Below are 20,886 nucleotides of genomic sequence, written 5' to 3' on the forward strand. Positions count from 1 at the left end.
ATTACGCAGGCTTCACTCACGCCTCGTGGCTTGCGTCGAGTGTCGGAATTGTCACGGCCCGCGTTGCGCGACGTACCGGACAGGTCGAAGATGCAAGGATTGCTCGCGCCGGGGTGCACAGTGTTCCCTTCTGCCAGCCAGCAACGACCGCTGACGCTGGGGTGGCCGCAGTACGCCAGAAGTCGAAAGGGAGCGTGACATGTCCTACCTGCTCCGCGTCCAACTGCCGGATCGTCCGGGCAGCCTCGGATCGTTGGCCGTCGCGCTCGGGTCGGTCGGGGCGGACATCCTCTCCCTCGACGTCATCGAACGCGGCGACGGTTATGCGGTCGACGATCTGGTGGTCGACGTTGCTCCGGGTTCGCTTCCGGACACGCTGATCACTGCTGCCGAGAACCTCACCGATGTCCGGGTCGATTCCATCCGCCCGTACACCGGCGTCCTCGACACGCATCGCGAACTGGAACTGATCGATCGGGTCGCCGCGGCGTCCGACGATCGACTCCAGGTGCTCGTCGACGGAGCGCCCCGTGTCCTTCGAGTGGGGTGGAGCACCGTCGTTGCCACCAACGCGCACGGCCCGTTCCGGCTGGTGGGCAGCTCCGGTGCTCCCGAGACTCACGCCGCCGAGCTACCGTGGTTTCCGCTGAACGCCCCCGCTGCTCTGGACTCCGACGCCGAGTGGGTGCCCCAGGTATGGCGCGACATGGACACCAAGATCGCCGCTGCTCCCCTCGGTACCACCGGCACCGTGCTGATGCTGGGCAGGCCGGGCGGCCCGGAGTTCAGGCCCTCGGAGGTCGCCCGCCTCGGTTATCTCGCCGGCATCGTCGCGACGGTACTGAACTGACGCACCGAGGCACTGACGCGTCCGGGCTCGGTCAGTCCGCCGATCCGGGTTCTGCTTCGGCCGGAGCCACGGCCTCGGGTCCCTCGGTCAACAGCAGGGTGAAACCCGCTTCGTCGAGTACCGGCACGCCGAGCTCGATAGCCTTGTCGTGCTTGGACCCCGGAGCCTCGCCGACGACCACGAACGCCGTCTGCTTGGACACCGAACCTGCAGCCTTGCCACCTCGCAACAGAATCGCTTCCTTGGCCTCGTCACGCGAGTAGGACGTCAGCGACCCGGTGACCACGATCGAGAGCCCCTCCAGGTTCCGCTCGATCGACGCATCGCGCTCGTCTTCCATCCGCACGCCTGCTGCCTGCCACTTGTCGACGATGGCGCGGTGCCAGTCGACCTCGAACCACTCGGAGACTGCGGCCGCAATGGTGCCGCCCACCCCGTCGACCGCCGAGAGTTCCTCGACCGACGCCGCCCGTATCCGCTCGAGGCTGCCGAACTCCCCTGCCAGTGCCCTGGCTGCCGACGGCCCCACGTGCCGAATGGACAGACTGACCAGCACCCGCCACAGCGGCTGATTCCGTGCGGTGGCCAGGTTGTCGAGCAACTTTCGACCGGTGGCGGACAACGACCCGGATTTGGTGCGAAAGATCGCCGTCTTCATCAAGTCGTCGTCGGTGAGCGAGAACAGATCGCCCTCGTCCTCGATGGCCCCGGTGGCCAACAGGTCGGATGCGGCCTCGTACCCGAGGCCCTCGATGTCGAATCGCTGCCGCTCGGCGACGAAGAACACTCGCTCGCGACGCTGCGCCGGGCAGAACTGCGAGTTGGGGCACCGCAGGTCGGCGTCACCCTCCTTGGCCGGGGCCAGTGGCGTCGAGCACTCCGGGCACTCGGTGGGCATGACGAACTCGGTCTCGTCACCGGTCCTGGCGTCGACGACCGGGCCGAGAACCTCCGGAATGACCTCTCCCGCTTTGCGAATGGTCACGGTGTCACCGATCAGAACGCCCTTGCGCTTGACCTCCGAACCGTTGTGCAGCGTCGCCAGCGACACTGTGGACCCGGCCACGAGCACCGGCGTCATGTACGCGAAGGGCGTCACTCTGCCCGTCCGGCCCACGCTGACGCGGATGTCGAGCAGCGTCGTGGTGACTTCCTCCGGTGGGTACTTGTACGCGATGGCCCACCGCGGCGCGCGAGACGTCGTCCCCAGTCGACGATGCAGCGACATGTCGTCGATCTTGACGACCAGGCCATCGATCTCGTGTTCGACGTCGTGACGGTGCTGGTCCCAGTAGACGACCTTCTCGACGACTGCGTCGACGCCCTGCACGCGGGTCGTGTGGGTGGAAATGGGCAGCCCCCAGGAGCGAAGCGCCTCGTACGCGTGCCACTGCGACTCCGGGGTGAAACCCACCATGCGACCGAAGCCGTGGCAGATCATTCCCAGACGTCGCTTGGAGGTGACCGCCGGATTCTTCTGTCGCAGCGACCCCGCCGCCGAGTTTCGTGGATTCGCGAACGGGGGCTTGCCCTCTGCCACGAGCGAGGCGTTGAGCGCCTGGAAATCCTCGAGCCGGAAGAAGACCTCGCCGCGCACTTCCAACAACTCCGGCACGGGGTACTGCTCGCTACCCGTCAGAGTGTCCGGGATGTCGTCGATCGTGCGTGCGTTGAGCGTCACGTCCTCACCGGTCCGCCCGTCACCTCGCGTGGCACCGCGCACGAGCGTCCCGTTCTCGTACACCAGATTCAGGGCGACGCCGTCGATCTTGACCTCGCACAGGTACTCCAGATCAGGCCCTGCCTCGGTCTCGACTCTTTTGGCCCAGGCACGCAACTCGTCGTGATCGAACACGTTGTCCAAGCTCAACATTCGTTCGAGATGGTCCACGGCGGTGAATTCCGTTGCGAAGCCTCCCCCGACGAGTTGCGTCGGTGAATCCGCGGTGCGCAGATCCGGGTGTGCTTCTTCCAGCTCGTTCAGCTCACGCAGCAACGCGTCGAACTCGCCGTCGGACACGATCGGGGCGTCGCGCACGTAGTAGCGAAACTGATGACCGCGTACTTCCTCGGCCAGCATCTGCCATCGCTCACGATCGGCCGACGACGCGGCATCGAGTTCGACACCGACGGTCCCTGCGGTCTCGTCGTTTCCTGCGGGCGGTTCGGTCGCTTCTGGCACGTGTCGAAGATTATCCGAACCCACCGACAGAGAAGCACGGGCTGCAGCGCAGCGACTACCGCCCCAGCAGACCCAGCAACAGCGTCGCGGCGATGATCGCCACCGCGCAGACACCGGCGGTCAAGGCGAATCCGGTCACGAAGGAGTCGGCGTAGATTCCGCCGAGCACGGAGGCCATCACCGACAACAGCACTCCGGCAGGCAGTCCACGTCGCTGAGCATCCGATAGCCGATACATCGCACGATCATCGCAGAGGTCCCACCCAGGCACACCGGCGCATCCAGCGACGTGGTGCTATGGCTCAGATCTCGTCGATGACCAAGCTGTTTCCTCCGGACTGCTTGGACCGGTACATCGCCGCGTCCGCCGTACGGGCTGCTCTGCCGACCACGGACTTCCCCACGTCCCACAGAGCCGAATCCTCGCGCAACAACGCCATTCCCACGCTGACGGTGACGGGGATGTCGTCGCGGTGGTCTCAGAGCATCCGAACCGCGTCGAAGCCGAGATCGACCATCCCCCGCGCATCACCGACCATGGCGACGAGGAACTCCTCGCCACCGGTTCGGGCGAGCACTCCGCCCTGATGCCGGACCAAGCGGCGCAGCCGATCGGCGACGCGCACGATCACTTCGTCGCCGCGGCTGTGCCCGAATCGGTCGTTGACGGACTTGAACTTGTCGATGTCGACAACCAGGAATGCCATGGACATGCCCCGCTTGCTGGCCTGATGCCACAGGTCCAGCAATTCGCTGTCGATGCCGCGCCGGTTGTACACCCCGGTCAGAGGATCGAGAACCGATCGCTTGGCGTCGTTGGACAGCGTCGTCCACGCCACCTGAGCGAACACCGGCACACCGACGGTGGCGAGAAGGAGAACCACGGTGGCCGTCGCCACCGAAGGCCCGTCGATGTATCCGACCTCGCCGTTCATCACTGCCAGGAACACGCGGACACCGAACCCGATGATGAACGTGGCGGTCCATACCAGGTGCGCCACCAGCAGCCGCGGACTGAGGAAGTAGGTGCAGAACGCCCCCGTGACGGCGAACAACACCGTTCCGATCAGGGACGCGACAGGTGCGTACAGAATCAACACCGATGTCGTGAGAATGTCCCCGAAGGCCAGAAACGCGACGAAGAACTTCTTCCCGGGGATCGGCCCGAACACGCACCGTGCGGCGACGAACACCTGGGTGACGAGAACGAAGAGAACCCAGCCGATGGCCACACTGCCCTGAGGACCGAGATCGCTGAACAGCATCAGGATCGACGTGACGGCGTACATCATCGTGGCGGTGCCGAACACGGCACGAATGATCCCGGTCAGCGGACGGGTCGATCTGTGATTGAGGATCCACTCGAAATCGTGCGGAGCCCCGTACCAGTCGGAGGTGGCCGCGGCCAGTTTCGCGAGGAGACCTCGGCGGTGCCTGCCGGAACGCCGGAGGGAGGCAACCTCGTCGAAGTCGCGACCACCTGATGCCATTTCCGAACTCCCACGTATTCAACAGACCCCCAACGGCCATGTGAATAGTGTCACACCTGTTCGACGTACTAATTGTAGTGGGCTCGATCCTCCGGAGTCCGCGGTGTTTCACTCCGTCCGGCTGTGTGATCTCACAACGAATCGGGTGAATCTCCGAACGCGGCGGCCACGTCGTGGGCGAGTCCTGTTGCGCGACGGGCCCACTCCGGTGTGCTGCCCGCCAATCCACATACAGGCGTCACAGAAATCCGGGAGGCGAGAACCGACCTGTCGAAACCGAGTCGGTCGATCAATGTGACACCGGGCTCGGCCAGTTCGCGCCACTGGGGTGGCCGCGCGGGGGCTTCGGACGGAATCAACCCGAGCATCAGTGTCTTGCCGGATTGCAGCAGCTCGCCGATTCCGTCGAAGTCGCTGCGGCGCAGCGCAGTCGCGTCGACGGAAACCGCAACGGCACGCGAACGGCGAAGAAGATCGAAGGGAACGTCGCCGTCGCAGCAATGCACCGCAACGGGAAGGTCTATCGTCTCGATCAGTGAATCCAGCAGGTCGAGAACGTCCGGTTCCGGGACTGCGCGCACCGAATCGAGCCCGGTGATCCCCGTCAGGCTGCCGGCCAGAACGGCTGCGAGACTGGGTTCGTCGAGCTGAACGACGACCTCGACCCCCAGCCGACGCGTCAACTCCGCACAATGCAGACGCAGCCCTTCGCCGAGAGATTCGGCGAAGTGCCGCAGCGCCCCGCGATCGGTCAGGGCCCGATGCCCGTGCCGAAGTTCGACCTGCGCTGCCATCGTGAACGGACCCGCGGCCTGGACCTTGATGGTGCGGCCACTACCGCGAAGCCCCGAGACCTCCCACAGTTCCTCGAGCACATCGAGGTCCTCGGCCAGGAAATCGGTCGCCCGACGGCCGGCGAGCATCGGACGTGGCACGACGCGATAGCCGGAGGTGCGTACGTCGAGTTCGACGTCGACCATGATGGCTCCGGTGCGCCCGATCATGTCCGCGCCCAGACCGCGGGCCGGAAGTTCGACGATGTGTGGAAGCTCGGTGAACTCCCCTACGACGACCGCCGCGGCCTCACGAATGTCGGTGCCCGGCCACGAACCGATACCGGTCGCGAGCCCCGCGAAAACGCTCGGGGTCACTCGCGCTCGGATCGAGTGCCCGAGATGGTCGAGCTGCCGATGACGATGTCTCCGTGAATGTCTTTGCGGTACAGCACCGCTGCCTGCCCCTTGGCCACACCGGTCAGTGGAGACCGCAGTTGGATCTCCATGCCGTCGCCCGCTGCCTCGGCGACGGCCTCGGTCAGTCCACCGTGCGCGCGAACCTGGACGACGCACTCGATGGGGCCGGTCGGGGCGGTACCTTCGGTCCACACCGCGCGGTCACCGCTGATCGCCCAGACGTCGAGCTTCTGCGCGGAGCCGACCATGACCGTGCCACTGTCGGGTTCGATCGACGTCACGTAGCGGGGACGGCCGTCGGCGGCCGGTCCTTCCACACCGAGACCCTTGCGTTGCCCGATGGTGAAGCCGTGCACGCCCTCGTGATCGGCCAGTTCGGCTCCGGTCTCGGAGTCGACGACCTTGCCCGGGCGCACGCCGATGCGCGCGCCCAGGAATGCGCGAGTGTCGCCCGAGGGGATGAAGCAGATGTCGTGACTGTCGGGCTTGTCGGCAACGGCCAACCCTCGCTCGGCAGCTTCCTCGCGAATCTCGGACTTCGGGGTGTCGCCGATGGGGAACATCGCACGCGAGAGCTGTGCCTGGTTCAGTACCGCCAATACGTACGACTGGTCCTTGTCCGCGTCCACGGCACGTCGCAAGACGCCGTCGTGCAGTTGCGCGTAGTGCCCGGTCGCCACGGCGTCGAAGCCCAGCGCGAGAGCGCGGTCCGCCAGAGCGGAGAACTTGATCTTCTCGTTGCAGCGCAGGCACGGATTCGGGGTCTCGCCCGCAGCGTAGGACGCGACGAAATCGTCGATGACGTCCTCTTTGAAGCGATCGGCGAAATCCCATACGTAGAAGGGGATTCCGAGTACGTCGGCAGCGCGACGAGCGTCACCCGCGTCTTCCTTGGAGCAGCAACCACGCGAACCGGTGCGCAGAGCTCCCGGAGCAGTCGACAGAGCCAGGTGCACGCCGACGACGTCGTGGCCCTCGTCCACGGCACGGGCCGCGGCCACGGCCGAGTCGACTCCCCCGCTCATAGCAGCCAGAACACGCATCAGCGATTTCCTCCTCGAGCTCCGACGCCGGCCATTCCGGCGGCGCGAGCACGTTCGACAACCTGCGGCAGAACCGCAAGCACAGTGGTGACGTCCGATTCGGACGAGCCGGCTCCCAGCGAGAACCGCAGTGATCCACGGGCGACGGCCGGATCGCACCCGAGCGCAATCAGTACATGGCTGGCGCTGGCGACGCCTGCGGTGCACGCCGAGCCCGTCGAGCATTCTATGCCTGCCGCGTCGAGCAACATCAACAGCGAATCACCCTCGCACCCGGGAAAGGTGAAATGCACGTTCCCGGCCAGCCGGTCGTCGCCTTCCGGACCGTTGAGGATCGCGTCGGGAACGGCGTCTCGGATTCCGGCGATCAACCGATCTCGTAGTGCTCCGAGTTCTGCTCGGTGCCGCGCGGAGTCCTCGACGGTAGAACGCAGCGCAGCCGCCATCGCGACGACGCCTGCAGTGTCCGGAGTGCCCGATCGAACGTCTCGCTCGTGCCCCCCGCCGTGGAAGAGCGGAACACACGGGACCTGGCGGCCGAGCAACAACGCTCCGACGCCCTGGGGTCCGCCGAACTTGTGCGCGGCGATGCTGAGGGCGGACAGGCCGCTCTCGGAGAACCCGACGGGCAGATGCGGCACGGCCTGGACCGCATCGCTGTGCATCGGAACCCCGTATTCGGCGGCCACGGCTGCGAGCTCGGCGATCGGCATGACGGTGCCGATTTCGTTGTTGGCCCACATGATCGTCACCAACGCGGTCTCGTCGGCATGCAGGGCCAGCTCGGCGCGCAGGGCATCCGGGGTGACCCGCCCCTCGGCGTCGACCGGGAGCCACGTGACACTCGCACCGTCGTGTGCGACGAGCCACTCCACTGCGTCGAGTACCGCGTGATGTTCAACCGAGCTGGCGATGATCCTGGTCAGCGCCGCATCGGAGTCTCGACGCGCAGCGAAGATGCCCTTGACGGCGAGGTTGTCACTCTCGGTACCGCCGGAGGTGAAGATCACCTCGGACGGGCGCGCGCCCAGATCCGCAGCGATCGACTCGCGGGATTCCTCCACTCGACGCCGAGCGGAACGACCGGAGGTGTGCAGCGAGGACGCGTTGCCCACCGTGGCGAACACAGATGTCATCGCCTCGATCGCACTCGGCAGCATCGGGGTCGTCGCTGCGTGATCGAGGTACACCGGTGGCCGCGGCGGGACGGGAGCAGTCGTACTGCGCACAGAAGGCATAACAGGCTAGACGATACCCGCTGCCGTGACCGCGGACCTACCTGCGCGAGGTGGGTCCGCGGTCACGGTGATCGATGCTCGGTCAGGCCGCCGCGACCTTCGGCGGCACCGGGCTGCGTTCGGCCTCGGCCACGACCTCGTGCACAGCGGGGTCGTAGACGTCGTCCCGGCGAATCGCCACCTCGCACCGCCGGGCGAGGTCGCGTCGATCGCCGCCGGGTGCCTCCGGGGCCGTGAACTCCACCTCGGCGCGCAGTCCTCGCAGTCGGAAGATCCGGCCGATGGAGGCACCGATCGTTTCCTCTCCCACGAAGCAGGTGGCGGTGGTCTGCTCGCCGGTCCGGTCGACGTAGCGCAGCCGAATCGGTTGTACCCAGGTCTCCGAATCGATCGCGGCCTGCAGCAGCGCCGGCCGTAGCGAGCCGTATGCACGACCACACCAGGTGGTGGCCTCGGGGAAGACGACGACCGACCCGCCTGCGCGGACACGATCGGCAACCTGATCGACGACGCCGGGGAGCTGATGGAGTCGAGCTCGATCGATCGGAAGTACCTTCATGGCCCGCGCCAGGCGACCGAGCAGCGGCCAGTCGATCAGGTCGGCACGCGCCACGAAGGTCGACGGCTGTACCGCGGTGAGCACGACGACGTCGGTCCAGGAGATGTGACCGGCGACGTGCAGTGCACCTGCGGCGGTGCGGGAGCGTTCGCGGTCGGAGCGAGCGTCGAGCACGGTCAGATCGATCCCGATGGCGAACAGCAGAGTGCGAGCACCGATCCGCGTCAGCGAGCGGCGAACCCGCGGGAACGGAACCCCGAGGACGACCAACACCGGCAGCAACCCGAAGGCCACCATCGCCAGTGCGATTCGGAGCGCGAGGACGATTCGTCCCACCGTCGGTGGGTTCTTCGGCAGACAGCCGTCACTGCACGGCGACGACGGCATCCACGCGTGCACGATCGGTCGTGTCACCGGACACCCGACTCGAACGTCGTTGCTGCCGAACGCAACCGGTCGAGATAGCGAGTGTTGGCCTCGTGCAGCCCGAGCAATGCGACGAAATCGGCGACACCGAATTCCGGATCATGAGCCGGCTCACCGCAGATGGAGGCACCGAGCCGGAGGTAGCCGTTCATCAACGGCGGCATCGACGTTCGCTTCGCGGGTTCGATGTCGATCAGATCCACCCCGTCGACGACGACCGGAGCGTACGGCCGGACCCGACGGTCGGGCGGCGTGGCGTGCCTGTCCAACAGGCGGTCTCGAACACCGCGAACGTTGGCCCCGATCGGATCCCCTGGTGCCGACTGCATGGGCACCGACACGCACCCCATGACCCACTCGTATCCCGTCACATCGAGGTAGTGCAGGATTCCGGCCCACATCAGCCCGAGCACGGACCCGGACCGGTGATCGGGATGAACTGCAGCCCTTCCCATTTCGACGATGTTCATGCCGACTGGATCGAGCGCGGAGATATCGAATTCGGTTGCCGTGTAGTACCCGCCGGCGGACACGGCGGCCTGCGGAGGCAACATGCGGTAGCAGCCGACGAACGTGTCGGTCCACTGGTCACGAACGAGCAGATGATCACAGAATTCGTCGAACCGATCGGCGTCGAGGCCGTCGGTGTCGGTGGGAATGGAAAACCCCGGCTCGGAAGCGAACACCTCGTAGCGCAGACGCTGCGCGGCGAGTCGGTGCTCCGGGTCGGTGGACAACACCAGCGAATAACGGTCGGTGGCCGGGACGATCGATGCAGTCGAGCTCATGACGGAAGTGGTCATGAGGTGTGTCTAACGAGCGGGGAAGGCCACCGGGCATCGTCGGGGAAACGTGTCGGAAGAGTTTGTGTGAACAAGGTTGCGCTGCCCGAGACGACAGGCCCCCACCGCGCGAGCGGTGAGGGCCTGTCGTCGAACAGCGCTGGAGGCTATCCCTTGTGCTTCTTGACTGCCTCGGTCAGCTGCGGTGCGACGTTGAAGAGGTCACCGACGATGCCGTAGTCGGCGATCTCGAAGATGGGCGCTTCCTCGTCCTTGTTGACCGCGACGATCGTCTTCGAGGTCTGCATGCCTGCACGGTGCTGGATGGCTCCGGAGATGCCCAGCGCGACGTACAGCTGCGGGGAGACGGTCTTGCCCGTCTGACCCACCTGGAACTGGCCGGGGTAGTAGCCGGAGTCGACAGCGGCGCGCGAGGCACCGACTGCGGCACCTAGCGAGTCGGCCAGATCCTCGACGACGGTGAACTTGTCGGCGCTGCCGACACCACGTCCACCGGACACGACGACCGATGCCTCGGTGAGCTCCGGACGGTCGCCGCCGACGATCGGGTCACGCGAGGTGACCTTGACGGCCCCCTCTTCCTGCGCGGGAACCTCGACGGTTTCGCGGGTGCCCGCTCCGGCCTTCGGCTCGGCCTCGACTGCACCGGGGCGCAGCGAGATGACCGGAACGTCGCCGTTGGCCTTGGCCTCGACGGTGAACGCGCCACCGAAGATGGAGTAGACGGCACTGCCGTCGCCGTTGATTGCGACGACGTCGTTGTGGTAGCCCGAGCCGAGGCGTGCTGCGAGCCGTCCCGCAACTTCCTTGCCCTCGATCGTGGCAGCGGTGAAGATCGCTGCCGGCGAGACCGACTCCGCGAGTGCCGAGAGCACGTCGACCTTCGGGGTGACGAGGAATCCGTCGACCGCGTCGGATTCGGCGGCGTAGATCTTCTCGGCACCGGCTTCGGTCAGTGCGTCGGCGACCTTGTCGGTGGTGCCGACCGGGCCGGTGACGACCGCGGACGGCTCACCCAGCGCACGAGCGGCGGTAATCAGCTCGGTGCTGACCTTCTTCAGTGTTCCCTCGACGTGCTCCACGAGCACGAGTACTTCTGCCATGACTTGCTCCTCGTTTGTCTTCGATTGCTCGGTGGGGCGGGATCAGATGATCTTCTGGCCGACGAGGTAGGTGGCGATCTTGTCGCCGCCGTCGCCCTCGTCGGTGAGCCGCTCGCCTGCAGTCTTGGGAGGCTTGGGGGTGGACGACGTGACGGTCGTTCCCGCGTTGTCGACGCCGACGATGCCGTCCTCGACACCGATGTCGGCGAGCGTGATGGTCTGCACCGTCTTCTTCTTGGCGGCCATGATGCCCTTGAAGGACGGGAATCGCGGTTCGTTGATCTTCTCGGTGACGCTCACGATGGCGGGCAACGCGGCTTCGAGGCCGAAGATGCCTTCGTCGGTCTCCCGCTCGCCGGTGACCTTGCCGTCGGCTACGACGAGCTTGCGCATCTGCGTCAGGGCCGGGATCTGCAGGTACTCGGCGATGATCGCGGGAACGGCACCGGTGCGGCCGTCGGTGGCCTCGTTGCCGGCGATGATGAGATCGGCCGGCTCGTCGTTCTCGAATGCGACGTTGCCGAGCGCTGCGGCCAGCGCGTATCCGGTCTGGATCGCGTCGGAGCCGTGCAGGGTCGGGTCGTTGAGGTGCACTGCACTGTCTGCACCCATCGACAAGGCCTTGCGAATGGCATCGGTGGCACGGTCGGGGCCTGCGGACAGAACCTTGACCTCACCGCCCTGGGCTTCCTTGATGAGCAGTGCTTCTTCGACGGCCCGCTCGTTGATCTCGTCGAGGACGGCGTCGGCAGCCTCGCGATCGAGGGTGTAGTCACCGTCGGTGAGCTTGCGCTCGGACCACGTGTCTGGAACCTGCTTGATCAAAACAACGATGTTCGTCATGGGTCTGCGTCGACCTCCTGGTCATGTTCTGCTGATCGTGAGTGTTCTAACGGTTGGTGCAGTACTGGTTGGTGCAGTTCTACGGTCTGGGACGAGGTTACCTCACCGTAGTTACTCGTGGGTAACTTACCTCCCTGCCTGTCCGACCATACATCTGCACCCCGACTGTCATGGAGACCACGTTGGCTTACCTCCCGCGCGCCTCCACTAACCTTTCGGCGGTGAACGATTCATCGGCTCAGGCACCGGCACCGGAACCACTCCCCCTCACCGGAGAGCGCACCGTGCCCGGCATCGCCGAGGAGAACTACTGGTTCCGCCGCCACGAGGTGGTCTACCGCGCACTCGTCGAGCGCTGCCGCGACCGAACGGTGCTCGAAGCGGGATCCGGAGAAGGCTACGGAGCCAACATGATTGCCGATGTCGCGTCGAACGTTCTCGGTCTCGACTACGACGCGTCGGCCGCCGCACACGTGCATGCCCGCTACCCGAGGGTGACCATGCTGCGTGGCAACCTCGACCGCCTTCCGTTGGCCGATTCCTCGATCGACGTCGTCGTCAATTTCCAGGTGATCGAGCACCTCTGGGATCAAGGTGCGTTCCTCGCCGAGGTGCACCGGGTGCTCGCGCCCGGCGGCATTCTGTTGATCAGCACACCGAACCGCATCACGTTCTCGCCCGGCCGCGACACCCCGCTCAATCCCTTCCACACCCGCGAACTCGACGCGGCCGAACTCACCGAACTACTCGTGGACGCTCGGCTCGAAGTCGACGAACTCACCGGGGTCAGGCACGGACGCACTCTGGCCGCCCTCGATGCCAAGCACGGCGGTTCGTTCATCGACGCTCAGATCGAACGAGCCCTGGCCGGCGAACCCTGGCCTGCCGAACTCACCGAGGACGTCGCGGCTGTCTCGATCGAGGATTTCGACATCACCGCCGACCGCATCGACGACAGCCTCGACCTGGTCGTCGTTGCCCGCAAGAGCTCGAGCACGGTGATCGGGTGACATCCGGTGCAACCGTGCCGGGCATGTTCTCTCTCGTTCTGCACTCCCACCTGCCGTGGTTGGCCAATCACGGCAGGTGGCCGGTAGGCGAGGAGTGGCTGTATCAGTCCTGGGCCGACTGCTACCTGCCGCTCACCGCGGTGCTCGAGCAACTGGCCGAGGACGGTCACACCGACGTGCTGTCGCTGGGGATCACCCCGGTTCTGGCCGCTCAACTCGACGATCCACACTGCCTGTCCGGAATGCACCACTGGCTCGGGAACTGGCAGCTCAGGGCCCACGAGGCAACAGATCGCGACCTGTCCGTTCGTGAGCACCGAGGTTCTGCCGCGGCGCTCGATCGATTCGAGGCCCGGTGGCTACACGGCGGTTCGGCGGTACTCCGGCCGCTGGTCGACACCGGCACCGTCGAACTGCTGGGTGGACCGCTGGCGCATCCCTTCCAGCCGCTGCTCGATCCGCGGCTTCGGCAGTTCTCACTGAGCGAAGGTCTGCTCGACGCCCGCTCCCGGTGGGGCACCACGCCCCGAGGCATCTGGGCACCCGAATGCGGATTCACCCCCGGCATGGAGACCGAATACGCCGCCGCCGGGGTCTCGCACTTCATGGTCGACGGGCCCGCGATGCGTGGAGACACCTCCCTCGGGAGGCCGGTATGGGACTCCGACGTCGTCGCGTTCGGACGCGACCTGCCGGTCAGCTACCGCGTCTGGTCACCGAAGTCCGGCTATCCCGGCCACGGTTCCTATCGGGATTTCCACACCTACGATCACGCGACCGGTCTCAAACCGGCCCGGGTCACCGGCCGCTCGGTCGCGTCGAACGACAAGGCTCCCTACGATCCCGAGCGGGCGGCAGCGACGGTGGACCGTCACGTGGCCGACTTCGTCGATGTGGTTCGTCGGCGCCTGATCTCGGAGTCCGAGCGGATCGGTCGCGACGCCCTCGTCGTCGCGGCATTCGACACCGAGCTGTTCGGGCACTGGTGGCACGAGGGTCCGCAGTGGCTCGGCAAGCTGATGCGCGCGCTTCCCGCCGCAGGCATCACCGTCGGCACGCTCGGCGACGCCCGCGAGCAGGGATACGTCGGAGCGCCACTGGAACTGCAGGATTCGTCGTGGGGATCGGGCAAGGACTGGCGGGTGTGGGCGGGCGACGACGTCGCGGACCTGGTCGCGCTCAATGCCGAGGTCTCTCGGACCGCTCTCGACGCCGTCGATACCGCCCGAGCTGCACAGCGTCGCGCCGGTGGACCCGAACTCCGCAATCGCGTCAACGATCAGATACTGCGTGAGACACTGATGGCCGTGGCCAGCGACTGGGCATTCATGGTCAGCAAGGATTCCGCCGCAGGCTACGCGCGGGAACGGGCACACGTTCACGCACATGCGTTGCGCGAGATCGCTGCCGCGGCCGCGGGTGGGTCACCTGTTCGAGCGGACGAATTGGCTCGGCAGTGGAACCGCGCGGACGGGCTGTTTCCTGCGTTGGACGCGCGCCGACTGCCCGGTACACACGTCGGCGGCGAGAGAGAAGATGCAGGGGGGCGTCGATGAAGGTTCTGATGGTGTCGTGGGAGTACCCACCCGTGGTGGTGGGCGGTCTCGGTCGGCACGTTCATCACCTGGCAACCGAACTGGTCCGATGCGGCCACGAGGTCGTGGTGCTGTCGCGTCGACCCACCGGAACCGACGCCGCCACCCATCCGACGTCGCACCACATCGAGGACGGGGTGCTCGTCGTCGCCGTAGCCGAGGACCCGGCTCACTTCGTCTTCGGGGAGGACATGCTCGCATGGACCCTCGCGATGGGGCACGCGATGGTGCGTGCCGGCGTCGCGCTGGGAAAGCCGGGTCTGGGCGACGGCTGGCAACCCGACGTCGTGCATGCGCACGACTGGCTCGTCGCGCACCCGTCGATCGCACTGGCCGAGTTCTACGACGTACCGCTCGTCTCGACCATCCACGCCACCGAGGCCGGCCGCCACAGCGGCTGGATCTCCGGCCCCGTCAACCGTCAGGTGCACTCCGTCGAGTGGTGGCTCGCCAACGATTCCGATGAAGTGATCACCTGCTCGGGGTCGATGAAGGACGAGGTCACCACCCTGTTCGGAGTATCCGAGTCGGCGGTGACGGTGATTCGCAACGGAATCGACCGATCCACCTGGCACTTTCGTCGACGAGAGCCCCGATCGGAGCCGGCCAAACTGCTCTACGTCGGCCGACTCGAGTACGAGAAGGGCATCCAGGATGCCATCGCCGCCCTGCCCCGCATCCGACGAAGCCACCCGGGCACCACCCTGCACATCGCCGGCGAGGGAACACAGTTCGCCTGGTTGGCAGGGCTGACGCGCACGCACAGGGTTGCGCGCGCAGTGTCGTTTCTGGGCAATCTCGACCACACCGAACTGCTCGGCTGGCTGCACGGAGCCGACGCCATCGTCCTACCCAGTCGATACGAACCGTTCGGCATCATCGCGCTCGAGGCGGCGGCTGCGGGCACCCCACTGGTCGCGTCCACCGCAGGCGGTCTGGGTGAAGCCATCGTCGACGGCGTGACCGGCCTGTCATTCGAGCCCGGCGACGTCGGTGGGCTCGCTGCCGCCGTGCGGCGCGTTATCGACAACGCGGACGCCGCGCAGGAACGAGCCGTGGCCGCCCGCGACAGGCTCACCGTGGATTTCGACTGGAAGCACGTCGCCGAGTCGACGGCCCAGGTCTACCTGGAAGCCAAACGCAAGGTTCGGCATCCCCTGGCCCGCCCACACATCGCCGAGCGCGCGATCCCCGGCCGTACCTGAGAACACCGGAGTCAGATCTCCCGCGCCGCCTCGGCCTGTCCGAGCGCCTTCTTGCGGGCGATATCCTCCAGCGCAGCAATGTATTTCGCGCGGTCGGCGGCACCGGCCTCCCACGCGTCCTTGCGATTGCGGACGACCTTGGCCGGGGCCCCGACCGCGATGCTGTAATCCGGGATCTCACCCTTGACGACGGCGTGGGCTCCGAGCACGCAGCCCCGCCCGATCCTGGTCTCGCGCAGGATCGTCACCTTGGCGGCGATCCACGTGTCCGGCCCGATCCGCACCGGGCCCTTGACGATTCCCTGATCCTTGATGGGCATGTTCACGTCGTCCATCCGATGATCGAAATCGCAGATGTAGCACCAGTCGGCCACCAGCGTCGATGCGCCGATCTCGATGTCGAGGTAGGTGTTGACGACGTTGTCCTTACCGAACACCACCTTGTCGCCGATCCGCAGCGAGCCCTCGTGGCAGCGAATGGCATTACCGTCGCCGATGTGGACCCAGCGCCCGATCTCGAGACGAGAGAGTTCCGGGGTCGAATGTATCTCCACGTTCTTGCCGAGAAACACCATGCCCCTCAGGATCACGTGCGGATTGGCGAGCTTGAACTTCGCGAGGCGGTAGTACCGCACGAGGTACCACGGCGTGTACGCCTTGTTGGCGAGCACCCAGTCGAGGGACGCGCGCGTGAGGAACCGCGCCTGCTCGGTGTCGCGTCGTCTCGACCCGCGCCAGCGTGTCCGCAGCGGCGCGTTCCACATACTCGTCATGGACGTTCACCCTAGTTTCTCGTTCGCCCGCTCTCTGCCGGCACCCTTGCGCGGGCTAGGGTTGCCTGTCGACTGTTGCTCGTCGACGAGACGAACACGGACGCACCGGCACCACGTCGGGCACGGAAATCAAGACACGGGGAGCGATCGATGCGCGGCGTCACGGCCAAGGGCAGGACCGGCAGAAAGGTCACTGCGGTCGCTGCGGCGATAGTCGTGGTGACCGTGAGCGGTTGCAGCGCCGACACCTCGGCCATCGAACCGCTCTCCCCTGATTCGTGGCCCGCAGCGCATGCGAACTCGCACAACAGCGGCTCGACGGCCGTGTCGGTGTCGACACCGCTGTCCCTGGACTGGACGCGCCCCACGGGCGGCACGGTGACCTCTCCGGTGTCCATAGGATCGACGGGCCAGATGTTCGTCACTGCCGCCACCGAATCCGGCTGCAACATCTTCTCGTTCGAGATCGACTCCGCCCGCAAGCGCTGGTGCAATCGAGTCGGGCCGTCCGTCGTCACTGCCACGCCGACCGTCGATTCGGCCATCAACGTCTACATCGGCGACGACGGCGGCATGAACTCGTACAACGACCACGGACAACTGCGTTGGCGCACACCGGTGTACGGAGTGCCCAAGTCCGCCCAGTTCCTCGGGGACGGCAGCCTGCTCTCGATCACCCAGATGGGCCAGGTCAGCGTTCTCGATTCGCAGAACGGGCAACTTCGAGTGCCCATTCTGGATCTGGTTCCGACGCCGGATTTCCTGACCGAGCCGAACTCCGATTTTCAGCCGATGGACACCGGACTCGCCCAGTGCAGCTCGGGTGGATCCGAATGCCCCGTACCCGCAGCACCCGCGGTGGACAGTGCGACCGGAACGATGTACCTGACACTGTGGCGTCCGGGTTCGATTGCACCACAACTCGTTTCCGTGCAGTACGACCGGGACGGCTCTCCCGGACTCGTCGAACGCTGGTCCTCGGACCTGCTGCCCGCCGGAGTCGCGTCGAGGCCGGTGCTGTCCGAGGACGGGTCGACGGTCTACCTGGCCGACGTCGACGGCAGGTTGACCGCGTTCGACACCGCCGACGGGCGACAGAAGTGGACCGAGGGCACCGGGCTCGGCATCGGTGCCAGTCCCTCGATCGCTTTCGACGGCACGATCGTGCCGTCGGGCGGAGACGGCACCCTCATGGGCGTGCGCGACAACGGAGATTCGGCCGAGCGAGTGTGGGTCCGCGACGACATCGAACAGGCAGGCAGCGCAGCCCAATCCGCAGACGGACGCGGCCATACCGTAGTACGCGAGGACGACGGGCTGGCCCTGCTCACGTTCGATGCGGCCACCGGAGAAACGGTGGACGTGCAACCGGTTCCCGACGTCGTCGGCACCACCGTCGGCACGTCCATCGGCCCGGACGGCCAGGTCGTCACCGCGAGCTACCTCGGCGAGATCTTCACCTACACGGGCTGAGCGACAGCGCCCGGAGCGCAGACGAACGCCACCGCGGACCGTTCGACTCGGGCGATCACCACCGATAACGCCACGGAGCCGCGCAGTTTGAGCCTGGGCCGCAGTATCGCCGGATCCACGTCGACCCCGCGGACGAGAATCTCCACCGAGCCGCAATCCATCCGATTCAGTTGTTGCCGAAGCACTTTCTCCGAGAACTTGGACTGCTCGAGAATTCGGAAGCCGCGAACCCCGGCCGGGACGGTGTCGCCGGTCAGATACGCGATTCTCGGATCGAGTTGCCACAGACCGAATCTGGCTCCGTAGTGCCGAACCAAGCCGGCTCTGACCACCGCCCCGTCGGGATCGACCAGATAGCGGCCGGGGGGCCGAACCGGAATGTCGTCCGACTCCGCATCGGTGAATTCCAGAACACTGCCGTCGGATCGAAGAACCGCTGCCCGGCGCCGAACACCGCGCTCGCTCAACCCCTCCGACCACAGGCACGCTTCTCTCACTCCCCCGTCGAGCGAGACCACCTCGATCTCGCCGGCCCAGTCGAGCGCGTCGAAATCCAGGCCGGGCGCACACTTGACGACCAGGTCTCGGCCTCGATAGGCGTCGAACAGATCCGGAAGCGGCGGCTGCAGAGCCGCCGGGTCGTGGCGTCGCCGCCCACCTGCTCGGCGGCCGGGATCGGCAACGACGACGGTCTCACGTGTCGTCGGGGTCAGTGCGTCGGCGCGCAGCAGAGTGGCCTCAGGGACGTTGTGTGCGGCCATCCGAAGCCGAATCGGGTCGAGGTCGCTGCCCACCGCCAACTCCGCCGTAGCGACGAGGACGGACAGTTCACTGCCGATCGAACACGTGACATCGTGCACCCGTCGGCCCGCGAGTCGAGCGGCCCGCCTCCGCGCGACGAGCGTCGGCGTGGCCTGCTGGACCGCCTCGTCGGTCACCAGCCACCGATCGGAGTCGACCAACTTCACTCTGGCCTTGCGCCGGACCGTGACGGTTTCGATCAGTGCACTCGCGTGGTCCGGGAAGCGAGCGCGCACCGAGGCCGTGTCGCGCACCGACGTTCGAGCGCTGAGCTCGAGATCGTCGACCGCAGCAAGAGCTCCGGCACCGGCCTCGCTCGAAAGGAAGTCGAGGTCGGTGCCGGTGAATTCGTAGCCCACTAGCGGACTCGAGCGCAGAGCCTGCGGCGGTCCGAGCCGATCAAGCGCGAGGGGCGGGCTTGATGCCGGTGATCATCACGTTGTAGAACAGTCCGCGCGGTACCACGTGCTGCAGCACGTTCTCGTCCACCCAGCTCAGTGTCTTCCAACCGCCGAAGGCGAATTTCGCCCAGTTCCATCCCAGCTTGCCCTCGGGTACTGCGGCCTCGAAGGTCCGTACCGGCCAACCGAGCAGAGCGGCGGCGAACTCCTCGGTGTTCGCCTGCACGGACTCGGCACCGGCCGACAGCGCGATGTGCTCGAGATCGGTGGGATCGAACGTGTGCAGGTCGACGACGGCCTCCAGTGCCGCCGCTCGCGAGGATTCGTCGAGCTCTTCCTGCGGCTTGCGCCAGCTCGCCAGGAACGGAAGTTTGGTCGCGCGGGTGGTCACCTCCCACGTGATGCGTCCGAGCCACCGCGCGTAGAAGTTGCCGACCGTGGTGGGTTCGCCCGCGAAAACGAAGCGACCGCCCGGCTTGAGTACCCGCAGCACCTCTCGCAGGGACTGTTCGACGTCCGGGATGTGATGGAGGACGGCGTGCCCGACGACGAGATCGAACGTGTTGTCGTCGTACGGAATCGTCTCCGCATCGGCGACCCGGCCGTCGACGTCCAGGCCGAGGTGCTCGGCGTTGCGAAGAGCGACCTTGACCATGCCGGGCGAGAGGTCGGTGACCGAGCCCTTGTCTGCGATGCCGGCCTGCATCAGGTTGAGCAGGAAGAACCCGGTACCGCAGCCCAGCTCGAGGGCGCGGCCGTACGGCAGTGCGGAGTGCGCCGACGCGTCACCGGACACCGCCTGATCGAATCTGCCGCGCGCGTAGTCGATGCATCGCTCGTCGTAGGAGATCGACCACTTGTCGTCGTAGGTTTCGGCTTCCCAGTCGTGATAGAGCACCTGAGCCAGTTTGGTGTCCGACCGTGCGGCCTCGACCTGCTCGGCAGTGGCGTGCGGGTTCGGGGCTGGATCGACCTGGCGGTCATCGGTCTCGGACGACGCCGAAGGCACCGCGTTCGAGATCGATCGATTGACACCGTCGTGGGGGCTTGCAGTCATCAGGCGAGCCTACTATCCGGTAGCTGTGGAACAACTCTGCTCTGCGGGACCGTTGCTTCACCGTCCGGTGAAGGTTGCTTTACCAGGGCCGTCGGCCACGAAGGACGTCATGCCGATCGTGCGATCCTCGGTGGCGAACAGCGCCGCGAACTGCTGAGCCTCGATCCGAAGACCGGTGGTGAGATCGACGTCGAGCCCCTGATCGATCGACGCCTTCGCCGCTGCGAGCGCTCGCGATGCACCCGTGGTGAACTGCATGGCCCAGGCGCGCGCTGCGTTGTACACCTCGTCCGGTGCCACCACCTCGTCCACCAATCCGATACGCAACGCTTCCTCGGCACCGACGAAGCGGCCGGTGAAGACCATGTCCTTCGCACGGCTCGGGCCGATCAGCCGAGCCAGCCGCTGCGTTCCGCCGCCGCCGGGGATGACACCGAGCAGCACCTCGGGGACACCGAACTTGGCGTTGTCGCCGGCGATCCGACGGTCCGCACCCAGTGCAACCTCCAGCCCACCACCGAGTGCGTACCCGGTCACGGCCGCGACCACGGGCTTGGGAATGGTACTGAGCGAGCCGAGGGCCGACTGCAGATCTCCGGCGATCGCGGCCATCTCCGACGCGGACAGCGCCACCATCTCCTTGATGTCGGCACCGGCGGCGAAGACCTTCTCGCCGCCGTAGACGACGACGGCCTTGACGTCGGCATTCACCGTGGCCTCGCGTGCCGCCGCTCGGATCTCGTCCTGCATCTGCCGATCGAGCGCATTCATCGGCGGACGGTCGAGGCGGATGGTGCCGATGCCGTCGGACACTTCGAGATTCACGAACTCAGCCATGGGC

The 20,886-nt window shown here is 66.3% G+C and carries 20 protein-coding genes; 5 read left to right on the forward strand and 15 right to left on the reverse strand.

Features of this window, described 5'->3' with window-relative positions:
• The first annotated feature begins 199 nt into the window (after positions 1–199).
• Positions 200–850 (forward strand): amino acid-binding protein, encoded by a 651-nt coding sequence (locus tag A2J02_RS01350; RefSeq protein WP_068045765.1) that lies wholly within the window; start codon positions 200–202, stop codon positions 848–850.
• A 31-nt stretch (positions 851–881) separates the two neighbouring features.
• Here the strand turns inward: A2J02_RS01350 and ligA are convergent, their stop codons facing one another.
• From ligA to A2J02_RS01400, 11 genes are all read right to left on the reverse strand, one after another.
• The gene (gene ligA, locus A2J02_RS01355) at positions 882–2,930 is read right to left on the reverse strand and encodes an NAD-dependent DNA ligase LigA (protein ID WP_068045821.1); all 2,049 of its coding nucleotides are present in this window, start codon (positions 2,928–2,930) and stop codon (positions 882–884) included.
• A gap of 157 nt (positions 2,931–3,087) precedes the next feature.
• Complete coding sequence (locus A2J02_RS01360; RefSeq protein WP_068045768.1) at positions 3,088–3,270, reverse strand: hypothetical protein; 183 nt, start codon at positions 3,268–3,270, stop codon at positions 3,088–3,090.
• Between the two features lie 64 nt (positions 3,271–3,334).
• Positions 3,335–3,472: a hypothetical protein gene (locus tag A2J02_RS27530; RefSeq protein WP_156516035.1), complete on the reverse strand. Its 138-nt coding sequence runs from the start codon at positions 3,470–3,472 to the stop codon at positions 3,335–3,337.
• A gap of 39 nt (positions 3,473–3,511) precedes the next feature.
• Positions 3,512–4,522 carry a GGDEF domain-containing protein gene (locus A2J02_RS01365; RefSeq protein WP_082899461.1) on the reverse strand — a complete coding sequence of 337 codons (1,011 nt, stop codon included), beginning with the start codon at positions 4,520–4,522 and terminating at the stop codon, positions 3,512–3,514.
• Between the two features lie 131 nt (positions 4,523–4,653).
• Entirely contained in the window at positions 4,654–5,673 is a 1,020-nt protein-coding gene (locus tag A2J02_RS01370) for a methionine synthase (protein ID WP_068045771.1), read from the reverse strand.
• Positions 5,670–6,758 carry a tRNA 2-thiouridine(34) synthase MnmA gene (gene mnmA, locus A2J02_RS01375; RefSeq protein ID WP_068045774.1) on the reverse strand — a complete coding sequence of 363 codons (1,089 nt, stop codon included), beginning with the start codon at positions 6,756–6,758 and terminating at the stop codon, positions 5,670–5,672. The genes A2J02_RS01370 and mnmA overlap by 4 nt, the downstream gene beginning before the upstream one ends.
• On the reverse strand, positions 6,758–7,996 hold the full coding sequence (locus A2J02_RS01380) for a cysteine desulfurase family protein (RefSeq protein WP_068045777.1): 1,239 nt from the start codon (positions 7,994–7,996) through the stop codon (positions 6,758–6,760). The genes mnmA and A2J02_RS01380 overlap by 1 nt, the downstream gene beginning before the upstream one ends.
• A gap of 82 nt (positions 7,997–8,078) precedes the next feature.
• A complete protein-coding gene (locus tag A2J02_RS01385) occupies positions 8,079–8,969 on the reverse strand; it encodes a lysophospholipid acyltransferase family protein (RefSeq protein ID WP_068045780.1) in 891 nt (296 codons plus the stop codon).
• On the reverse strand, positions 8,966–9,784 hold the full coding sequence (locus A2J02_RS01390; RefSeq protein ID WP_068045781.1) for a GNAT family N-acetyltransferase: 819 nt from the start codon (positions 9,782–9,784) through the stop codon (positions 8,966–8,968). Before A2J02_RS01390 ends, A2J02_RS01385 begins: the two co-directional genes overlap by 4 nt.
• A 146-nt stretch (positions 9,785–9,930) precedes the next feature.
• The gene (locus A2J02_RS01395) at positions 9,931–10,887 is read right to left on the reverse strand and encodes an electron transfer flavoprotein subunit alpha/FixB family protein (protein ID WP_068045784.1); all 957 of its coding nucleotides are present in this window, start codon (positions 10,885–10,887) and stop codon (positions 9,931–9,933) included.
• A gap of 42 nt (positions 10,888–10,929) precedes the next feature.
• On the reverse strand, positions 10,930–11,730 hold the full coding sequence (locus A2J02_RS01400; protein WP_068045787.1) for an electron transfer flavoprotein subunit beta/FixA family protein: 801 nt from the start codon (positions 11,728–11,730) through the stop codon (positions 10,930–10,932).
• A 170-nt stretch (positions 11,731–11,900) separates the two neighbouring features.
• Here A2J02_RS01400 and A2J02_RS01405 point away from each other — a divergent pair, with 170 nt between their 5' ends.
• From A2J02_RS01405 to A2J02_RS01415, 3 genes are read left to right on the forward strand one after another with little or no spacing between them, the layout of a single operon-like run.
• Entirely contained in the window at positions 11,901–12,740 is an 840-nt protein-coding gene (locus A2J02_RS01405; protein ID WP_068045791.1) for a class I SAM-dependent methyltransferase, read from the forward strand.
• 23 nt (positions 12,741–12,763) lie between these two features.
• Entirely contained in the window at positions 12,764–14,296 is a 1,533-nt protein-coding gene (locus tag A2J02_RS01410; RefSeq protein WP_068045825.1) for a 1,4-alpha-glucan branching protein domain-containing protein, read from the forward strand.
• Positions 14,293–15,540 carry a glycosyltransferase family 4 protein gene (locus A2J02_RS01415; protein ID WP_068045793.1) on the forward strand — a complete coding sequence of 416 codons (1,248 nt, stop codon included), beginning with the start codon at positions 14,293–14,295 and terminating at the stop codon, positions 15,538–15,540. The genes A2J02_RS01410 and A2J02_RS01415 overlap by 4 nt, the downstream gene beginning before the upstream one ends.
• An 11-nt stretch (positions 15,541–15,551) precedes the next feature.
• Here A2J02_RS01415 and A2J02_RS01420 read toward each other — a convergent pair whose 3' ends face one another.
• Positions 15,552–16,313, reverse strand: a complete 762-nt coding sequence (locus A2J02_RS01420; RefSeq protein ID WP_068045796.1) for an acyltransferase — start codon at positions 16,311–16,313, stop codon at positions 15,552–15,554.
• A gap of 150 nt (positions 16,314–16,463) precedes the next feature.
• Here A2J02_RS01420 and A2J02_RS01425 point away from each other — a divergent pair, with 150 nt between their 5' ends.
• Positions 16,464–17,786: an outer membrane protein assembly factor BamB family protein gene (locus tag A2J02_RS01425; RefSeq protein WP_068045830.1), complete on the forward strand. Its 1,323-nt coding sequence runs from the start codon at positions 16,464–16,466 to the stop codon at positions 17,784–17,786.
• Here the strand turns inward: A2J02_RS01425 and A2J02_RS01430 are convergent.
• From A2J02_RS01430 to A2J02_RS01440, 3 genes are read right to left on the reverse strand one after another with little or no spacing between them, the layout of a single operon-like run.
• The gene (locus tag A2J02_RS01430; protein ID WP_068045798.1) at positions 17,774–18,946 is read right to left on the reverse strand and encodes a THUMP-like domain-containing protein; all 1,173 of its coding nucleotides are present in this window, start codon (positions 18,944–18,946) and stop codon (positions 17,774–17,776) included. The two genes, A2J02_RS01425 and A2J02_RS01430, sit on opposite strands and share 13 nt — an antisense overlap.
• Positions 18,947–18,986: 40 nt before the next feature.
• Positions 18,987–20,045, reverse strand: a complete 1,059-nt coding sequence (locus A2J02_RS01435) for a class I SAM-dependent methyltransferase (protein WP_068045802.1) — start codon at positions 20,043–20,045, stop codon at positions 18,987–18,989.
• Positions 20,046–20,102: 57 nt separating this feature from the next.
• Positions 20,103–20,882 (reverse strand): enoyl-CoA hydratase/isomerase family protein, encoded by a 780-nt coding sequence (locus A2J02_RS01440; RefSeq protein WP_068045804.1) that lies wholly within the window; start codon positions 20,880–20,882, stop codon positions 20,103–20,105.
• Positions 20,883–20,886 lie beyond the last annotated feature (4 nt).

Source organism: Rhodococcus sp. EPR-147 (assembly GCF_001647185.1).
Classification (GTDB): Bacteria; Actinomycetota; Actinomycetes; order Mycobacteriales; family Mycobacteriaceae; genus Rhodococcoides.

What these genes read in the sequence shown, in the direction of transcription:
- A2J02_RS01350 (WP_068045765.1), top strand. Translation starts at nt 200, where the DNA reads ATGTCCTACCTGCTCCGCGTCCAACTGCCGGATCGTCCGGGCAGCCTC.
- ligA (WP_068045821.1), bottom strand. Translation starts at nt 2,930, where the DNA reads ATGCTGGCCGAGGAAGTACGCGGTCATCAGTTTCGCTACTACGTGCGC.
- A2J02_RS01360 (WP_068045768.1), bottom strand. Translation starts at nt 3,270, where the DNA reads ATGTATCGGCTATCGGATGCTCAGCGACGTGGACTGCCTGCCGGAGTG.
- A2J02_RS27530 (WP_156516035.1), bottom strand. Translation starts at nt 3,472, where the DNA reads ATGGCGTTGTTGCGCGAGGATTCGGCTCTGTGGGACGTGGGGAAGTCC.
- A2J02_RS01365 (WP_082899461.1), bottom strand. Translation starts at nt 4,522, where the DNA reads ATGGCATCAGGTGGTCGCGACTTCGACGAGGTTGCCTCCCTCCGGCGT.
- mnmA (WP_068045774.1), bottom strand. Translation starts at nt 6,758, where the DNA reads ATGCGTGTTCTGGCTGCTATGAGCGGGGGAGTCGACTCGGCCGTGGCC.
- A2J02_RS01380 (WP_068045777.1), bottom strand. Translation starts at nt 7,996, where the DNA reads ATGCCTTCTGTGCGCAGTACGACTGCTCCCGTCCCGCCGCGGCCACCG.
- A2J02_RS01390 (WP_068045781.1), bottom strand. Translation starts at nt 9,784, where the DNA reads ATGACCACTTCCGTCATGAGCTCGACTGCATCGATCGTCCCGGCCACC.
- A2J02_RS01395 (WP_068045784.1), bottom strand. Translation starts at nt 10,887, where the DNA reads ATGGCAGAAGTACTCGTGCTCGTGGAGCACGTCGAGGGAACACTGAAG.
- A2J02_RS01400 (WP_068045787.1), bottom strand. Translation starts at nt 11,730, where the DNA reads ATGACGAACATCGTTGTTTTGATCAAGCAGGTTCCAGACACGTGGTCC.
- A2J02_RS01405 (WP_068045791.1), top strand. Translation starts at nt 11,901, where the DNA reads ATGGAGACCACGTTGGCTTACCTCCCGCGCGCCTCCACTAACCTTTCG.
- A2J02_RS01410 (WP_068045825.1), top strand. Translation starts at nt 12,764, where the DNA reads ATGTTCTCTCTCGTTCTGCACTCCCACCTGCCGTGGTTGGCCAATCAC.
- A2J02_RS01415 (WP_068045793.1), top strand. Translation starts at nt 14,293, where the DNA reads ATGAAGGTTCTGATGGTGTCGTGGGAGTACCCACCCGTGGTGGTGGGC.
- A2J02_RS01420 (WP_068045796.1), bottom strand. Translation starts at nt 16,313, where the DNA reads ATGACGAGTATGTGGAACGCGCCGCTGCGGACACGCTGGCGCGGGTCG.
- A2J02_RS01425 (WP_068045830.1), top strand. Translation starts at nt 16,464, where the DNA reads ATGCGCGGCGTCACGGCCAAGGGCAGGACCGGCAGAAAGGTCACTGCG.
- A2J02_RS01435 (WP_068045802.1), bottom strand. Translation starts at nt 20,045, where the DNA reads ATGACTGCAAGCCCCCACGACGGTGTCAATCGATCGATCTCGAACGCG.
- A2J02_RS01440 (WP_068045804.1), bottom strand. Translation starts at nt 20,882, where the DNA reads ATGGCTGAGTTCGTGAATCTCGAAGTGTCCGACGGCATCGGCACCATC.